This is a genomic window from Streptomyces griseorubiginosus (assembly GCF_017614965.1).
In the GTDB taxonomy this organism is placed as follows: domain Bacteria; phylum Actinomycetota; class Actinomycetes; order Streptomycetales; family Streptomycetaceae; genus Streptomyces; species Streptomyces griseorubiginosus_B.
In genome coordinates this window covers 1-6,572 of record NZ_WVUG01000411.1, presented here as the reverse complement: position 1 = coordinate 6,572, position 6,572 = coordinate 1, and the positions used below count along the sequence as shown (strand labels likewise).

The window sequence follows — 6,572 nt, the reverse complement described above, 5'->3', positions numbered from 1 at the left end:
CGCCCACATCCCCCGCCCAGGAAGAGCTCAGTCCCCCCACAGCGAGTCCGGAAAGCCACCACTGAGTTCCGCACCCAGAGACGAGTTGGAGCACCCATGCCCCAGCACGTGCCCTCCCCGCTGCGCGCCGCACATCCCCGGGCGCCGCAGCACCTCTCGGCGCTCCCCCCACAACCGCGCCGAATCGTCTTCCTCGCCCACCGGGACCTGGACAACCCGGCGGCCGGCGGCTCCGAGCTGCTGGTCGACCGGCTCGCCGAGGGGCTCACCGCCCTCGGCCACCAGGTGACCCTCATCTGCGGCGGCCCGGCCGCCTACCGCGACTACCGGGTCGTCTCCGCCGGCGGCGAGTTCGCCCACTATCTGCGCGCCCGCGGTGCCTTCGCCCGGCAGGTCGGGGAGACCGATCTGCTGGTCGAGGTCTGCAACGGCATGCCCTACCTGGCGCCCTACTGGCACCACGGGCCCACGGTGTGCCTGGTCAACCATGTGCACACCGACCTGTGGAAGATGCGGTTCGGCGGGCCCCTCACGCCGGCCGCCCGGCTCGGCCGAAGACTCGAGCAGTGGGCGCTGACCGGTGCACAGCACAGGAGTCTCATGGTCGCGGTCTCTCCGTCCACCGCGCACGCGCTGCGGGCGATCGGCGTCGAACGGGACCGCATCCGTGTCGTCCACAACGGCGTGGAGGAGCCCGGCCCCCGCGCCGACCGTTCGCCGGAGCCGCTGTTCGTGGCGGTGGGCCGGCTGGTCGAGTACAAGCGGATCGATCTGCTGCTCAGACTCTGGGAGCGGGTGCGGCCGGTCACCGGCGGCCGGCTGGTCGTCGTCGGCGACGGACCCGAACGGGAACGGCTTCAGCAACTCGCCGGTCCCGGAGTGGAGTTCGTCGGCCATGTCGGCGATGCCGAGAAGCACCGGCTGCTGTGCGCCGCCTGGCTGCTGCTGCATCCCTCGGCCGTGGAGGGCTGGGGGCTGGTCGTCACGGAGGCGGCGGCACGGGAGACGCCGACGGTCGCCTTCGACGTGCCGGGGCTGCGGGACTCCGTCGTGGACGGGGAGACCGGTGTCCTCGCGCAGGGCGAGTCCTCGTTCGCCGCGGCCTGGTGCACACTCGCCCTGTCGGGCCGCCGCCGCGAGGCGATGGGCAAGGCGGCCCGTGACCGCGCGGCGCGTTTCCGCTGGCACCGCACCGTCAGACAGTTCCGCGCGGTGGCGGCAGAGGCGGTGAGGAGCTGGTCCCCGTGACCGGCCTCAAGGACCCCTCCATACGCCGCTCGGTCGCTCTCCTCCGTGCCTTCCGCCACGAACAGGACGACCCCGAGGGCTGTTACGGCCTGCTCGCCCGGGACGCCGCCGACCAGGTCGAGGCCTACGACGGGCCCGTCGCCGGGCGTACGGTCGTGGACGTCGGTGGCGGTGGCGGTTGGTTCACCGAGGAGTTCCGGCGGCGGGGCGCGCACGCGTACCTCTTCGAACCTGACGTACGGGAGCTCGGTGAGAAGCCCCCCGACGGCGCCGTGATCGCGGACGGCTATCTGCTGCCACTGGCCGACGGCGTCGCGGACGTCACCTTCTCCTCGAACGTGCTGGAGCATGTCGCCGACCCGCAGACCTTCCTCAGCGAACTCGCGCGCGTGACCCGGCCCGGCGGCCTGATCTACGTGTCGTTCACCAACTGGCTGTCGCCCTGGGGCGGCCACGAGTGGGCGCCCTGGCACTACTTCGGCGCCGAGCGGGCCCGCGCCCGCTACCGGCGCCGTACCGGCAAGCCCGCCAAGCACACCCTCGGCGAGAACCTGTTCGCCGTCCACATCGGCACCACCCTGCGGCAGGTGCGCGCCCGCGACGACGTCACGGTCGTCTCGGCGCGCTCCCGCTACTGGCCGTTCCTCGCCGAGACCGTCGTGAAGGCGCCCGGCATCAGGGAGCTGGCCACCTGGAACCTCCTTCTCATCCTCCGGCGGTGTCCACCATGACGACGACCACGGTCCAGGCTCCCCCTCCGGCAGCCGTCCCCACCACCGCGGCCACCGGGGGTCCGCCCGAGGGACCGCGGTCGCGGCGCTGGCTGGCGGGGTTCTGGGCCGTGGTGTTCGTGCTGTTCCTGGTGGTGCACCCGGGGCGGCAGACCTTCGACACCAAGCTGGGTGTGACGGTCGACCCCGGGGCCTTCTTCTCCGACCTGGGGCAGTTGTGGCACGACCAGGGGTCCTTCGGCGGGATCCAGGACCAGTACGCCGGCTATCTGTGGCCGATGCTGCCGTTCTACTGGCTGGCGCACGTCCTGCATCTGCCGGTGTGGCTGGCCGAGCGGCTGTGGCTGTCGCTGATCGTGTCGGTGGCCTTCTGGGGCGCCCTGCGGCTGGCCGAGCGGCTGCGGGTCGGCAGCGGCGGATCACGGCTGCTCGCGGGGATCGCGTACGCGCTGTGGCCGATGTTCACGATCGTCGTCGGCTCCACGTCGGCCGCCGCACTGCCCGGCGCCTTTCTGCCGTGGGTGCTGCTGCCGCTGACCGACGAGCGCTACAGCGCGCGGATCGCCGCCCTGCGCTCGGCGCTCGTCGTGCCGTTCATGGGCGGCGTCAACGGCGCCTCCACGCTGGCCTCGCTGCTGCCGGTGGGGCTGTATCTCCTCTCCCGGCCACCCGGTCCACGACAGCGGAAGCTGATCGCGTGGTGGGTGCCGGGTGTGGTCGTGGCGACGGCATGGTGGTGGATCCCGCTGCTGATGCTCGGCGTCTACGGCGAGAACTTCCTTCCCTACGTGGAGACGTCGCAGACGACGACGGCCACCATGTCGGCGACGGAGGCACTGCGCGGGGCCGGCAACTGGGTCGCCTATCTGCACTTCGGGCAGGCGTGGCTGCCCGCCGGCTGGACCGTCGCCGCGTCCGTGGTCGTCATCGTCTGCTCGGCGCTGGCGGCCGGACTCGGCCTCGCGGGGCTGGCCCGACGGGACATGCCGGAGCGGCGCTGGCTGGTACTGACCGTGGTGTCGACCGTGCTGGTACTGCTCGCCGGGTACGGCGGCGCGTTCGGCGCACCCTTCCACGGGGTCGTGCAGGACTGGCTGAACGGCTGGCTGGTCCCCTTCCGCAACATCTACAAGTTCCAGACGGGCCTCGCCCTGGCGCTGGTGCTGGGCCTCGCCCATCTGGTGGGCGTGGCCGTCGAGCCGCGCGGCGCCCGACCCGTGCGGGGCCGCCGGTTCGTGCCGCTGGTCGCGGCGGTGCTGATCCTCCCGGGTCTGCTGTGGCCGTATCTGAACGGGTCGATCCTCAACCCGGGCTCCTTCCAGGAGTTGCCCAAGTACTGGAAGACCACTGCGAGTTGGCTGGAGAAGTACTCCCCCGACTCGCGTGCCCTGGTGGTCCCGGCCACCGCGCACGGCATCTACAGCTGGGGCTCCCCCATCGACCAGCCCCTCGACGTCCTCGCCAAGTCCCGCTGGGCGCAGCGGGATTACGTCCCCTTCGGCACCCCCGGCAACCGGCGCGCGATGGACGCGGTCGAGAACGCGCTGGCCTCCGGAAGCGATGTCCCGGGGCTGGCCGACTACCTCAGCCGGGCCGGCATCTACTACGTCGTCGTCCGCAACGACCTCGACCCGAACCAGATCGGTGCGGTGCCGACCACGACCGTCAAGCGCACGCTGGAGCAGTCCGGGTACGTCCGGGTGACGGGCTTCGGGCCGGTGATGACGGGCGGCGTGATCGCCCATGACGCCCCGCTCCAGGTGGAGGGGCTGTACCCGCGTCAGCGCGCGGTGGAGATCTACGAACCCACCGACAAGGGCGTCCCCCGCCCCGGCCAGGCGCATCTGCTGTCCGTGGCCGACACGGCCGTCGTCTCCGGCGGCCCCGAGGCGCTGCTGCCGCTCGCCTCCCGGCTGCGCGACCGGGCGACCGTACTGACCGGCGACAACACCCCCGGCCTCGGCACGCCGTCCCTGCAGATCGTCGGCGACGGACTGCGGCGCCAGGACACCCGGTTCGGGCTCGTCAGCGCCAACACGTCGTACACGTACACGAGTTCGGAGCGGAACTCACCGGACGCCACGCAGGACGCCGGCAAGAAGCCGCACCAGATCCTCCCCGCCAAGGGCCTCGACCACCAGACCGTGGCCCGGCTGCGCGGCGCCCGCTCCGTGACTGCGTCCTCCAGCGGCAACTGGCTGTTCCACCTGCCCCAGTACGACCCCGTGAACGCCTTCGACGGCAACCCGGACACCGCGTGGACGGAGGGCGCGCCGGACACGGCGGACGGACAGTGGCTGCGGATCGGCTTCAGCGGGACGTACGACATGCCGTCCTCGTTCAAGGTCACCCCGCTGCCGCAGGAGAGCGTGCGGTCGGCGGCGACGAAGGTGAAGGTGGAGACGGAGAAGGGGTCGAGGACCAGCTTCCTGCAGCCGAACGGACAGACGCAGACCATCAAGGCGCCTGCGGGCGCGACGAGTTGGATGAAGCTCACGATCGTCGACTCGGTGGCGCGCCACACCGGCCTCACCGGGGCCGGCTTCTCCGAGATCGCCCTGCCGCACGTCCAGGTGACGCGGGTGCTGCGGCTGCCGACGGACGCCGACGACGCCGACGCCTCGGCCACGGAGATCTCCCTGCACCGCACCCCGGACCCCACCGGCCTCTCCGCCACCGGCACGGAGAACGGGCTGCACCGCTCCTTCACCACGCCCACGGCGGGGACGTACACGATGAAGGCCGACGCGGTGCCGGTGACCGGTGAGGAGCTGGACACACTGCTCTACCGGGTCGCCCCCGACCAGCAGAACCGCATCGTGGCGACCGCCGACTCCACGGCGGCCCTCGGCGCGGGTCTGACCGCGCGCAACCTCACCGACGGCGACCTGACCACCGCCTGGATCGCGGGCGACCGGCCCACCATCCACCTCGGCTGGAGCGGCAAGCAGCCCATCGGGGAGGTCGTGCTGGCGCCCGCCGGCGGGCTGTCGACCCGGGCCACCCAGGTCGACATCAGCTCCCCGGACGGCGCGACGATCGCCGGCGTGGACGAGAACGGCGTGGTCCGCTTCGACCCCATCACCACCGACCGGCTGGACATCACGGTCACCAGGACGGCGCCGCTGACCCTGCACAACCCGGTCGCCGACGAGAACCTGCAACTCCCCGTGGGCTTCTCCGAGGCGTACATCCCGGCGCTGGACCAGTACCGCACCCCGCAGCCGAGCGCGAGCCGGACCTTCTCCCTGCCCTGCGGACAGGGGCCGGACGTGGCGGTGGACGGAAAGCTGTACCAGACGGCGGTGAAGGGGACCGTACGGGACCTGACGCAGCGCCGACTGATTGATGTGATCCTCTGTCAACAAGGCCGTCAGGACGCCGCGTTGGAGCTGACGTCCGGCACCCACCGGCTGGAGGCGGGGGACGCGGGGCCGCTCGCGCTCACGGACGTCACGCTGACCCGGGGCACGGTCGCGACGCAGTCCACGGCCGCGTCCCGCCAACTGACCGTACGGGACTGGCTGGGCGACCACCGCGAGGTGACCGTCGGCTCGGGCGCGGCGACGTACCTGACGACGTACGAGAACTACAACGACGGCTGGAAGGCCACGCTGAACGGCAAGGAGCTCACCCCGGTCCGCCTCGACGGCTGGCAGCAGGGCTGGCGGGTCCCGGCCGGGCCGGGCGGGACGGTCAAGCTGTCGTACGAGCCCGCGACGACGTACAAGGCCGGGCTGATCGGCGGTGCGGTGGGGCTGGCGGTGCTGATCGGCCTGGTCGTCTGGCGCCGCCGCGAACCCAACCCCGACCAGCCGCAGCGGGTCGCCCCGTTGCCGGGTCTGTGGCTCGGCACGGTGGCCCTGACGGTGGTGGCCGTGCTGATCGCCGGCTGGTTCGCCCTGCTCGTCCCGGCCCTGGCGCTGCTCGCGTACCGCCGGCACACCCTGCTCGTCCCGATCGCCTTCGTCGCCCTCGCGGGCGCCGGCATCGCGGCGGCGACGGGCGCCGGCGAGCCCCCGGGCGCGGGCCATGGCGCGTTCGGTCACCCGGCCCAACTCCTGGCCCTCATAGGTCTGTTCGCCGGCGTGGTCGCCGTACGCGAGCCGGACGAGGGCCCGGGCTCCACGGCGATCCTGCCCCCGGCGACAGCGGGCAGCGCGGCCGGCCTCACCACCGGGACGACACCGGGCTCGGAGGCACCGACCCAGACCCTCCCGAGGAGACGACACCGAGAACTCGGAGAACGCGCCCCGGACGCGGATCCGCAACGGGAGAGCGAGCTACGGTCTCCGGTCGAGCGGATGCCGGATTCCGGCCCGGGCGCCGAACCGGGGGCCGGAGGCGGCGGTGGGCATCGGGCCGGCGACGAGGGGGCGGCGCGAGCGGAGGCCGGAGTAAGTGGCGAGCCGTGGGCCCAAAGGCGCGGTGCGCATCCGGCCGACGGCGCGACGCGGATGCAGACCGTCAGCGAGGCGGCGGGCGCTTCCGAACGCGGCACACAGGGCGGACGGGAGAGTGCCGGTGTGCCGGGGCCGGTCGGCGCGGAGGGGACCGGGTCCTCCGGGGCCGCCCCGCGCCCCGGCCCCGGAC

At 72.8% G+C, this 6,572-nt stretch carries 3 protein-coding genes; all 3 read left to right on the top strand.

Features of this window, described 5'->3' with window-relative positions:
- Nucleotides 1-96 precede the first annotated feature (96 nt).
- On the top strand, nt 97-1,248 hold the full coding sequence (locus tag GRC12_RS40500; protein ID WP_208785453.1) for a glycosyltransferase family 4 protein: 1,152 nt from the start codon (nt 97-99) through the stop codon (nt 1,246-1,248).
- Nucleotides 1,236-1,979, top strand: coding sequence for a class I SAM-dependent methyltransferase (locus GRC12_RS40495; RefSeq protein WP_244374523.1), 744 nt, complete (start codon nt 1,236-1,238; stop codon nt 1,977-1,979). The genes GRC12_RS40500 and GRC12_RS40495 overlap by 13 nt, the downstream gene beginning before the upstream one ends.
- Nucleotides 1,976-6,572 (top strand): alpha-(1->3)-arabinofuranosyltransferase domain-containing protein (locus tag GRC12_RS40490; RefSeq protein ID WP_244374522.1); only part of this gene is annotated, 4,597 nt, incomplete at its 3' end. The genes GRC12_RS40495 and GRC12_RS40490, both read left to right, overlap by 4 nt.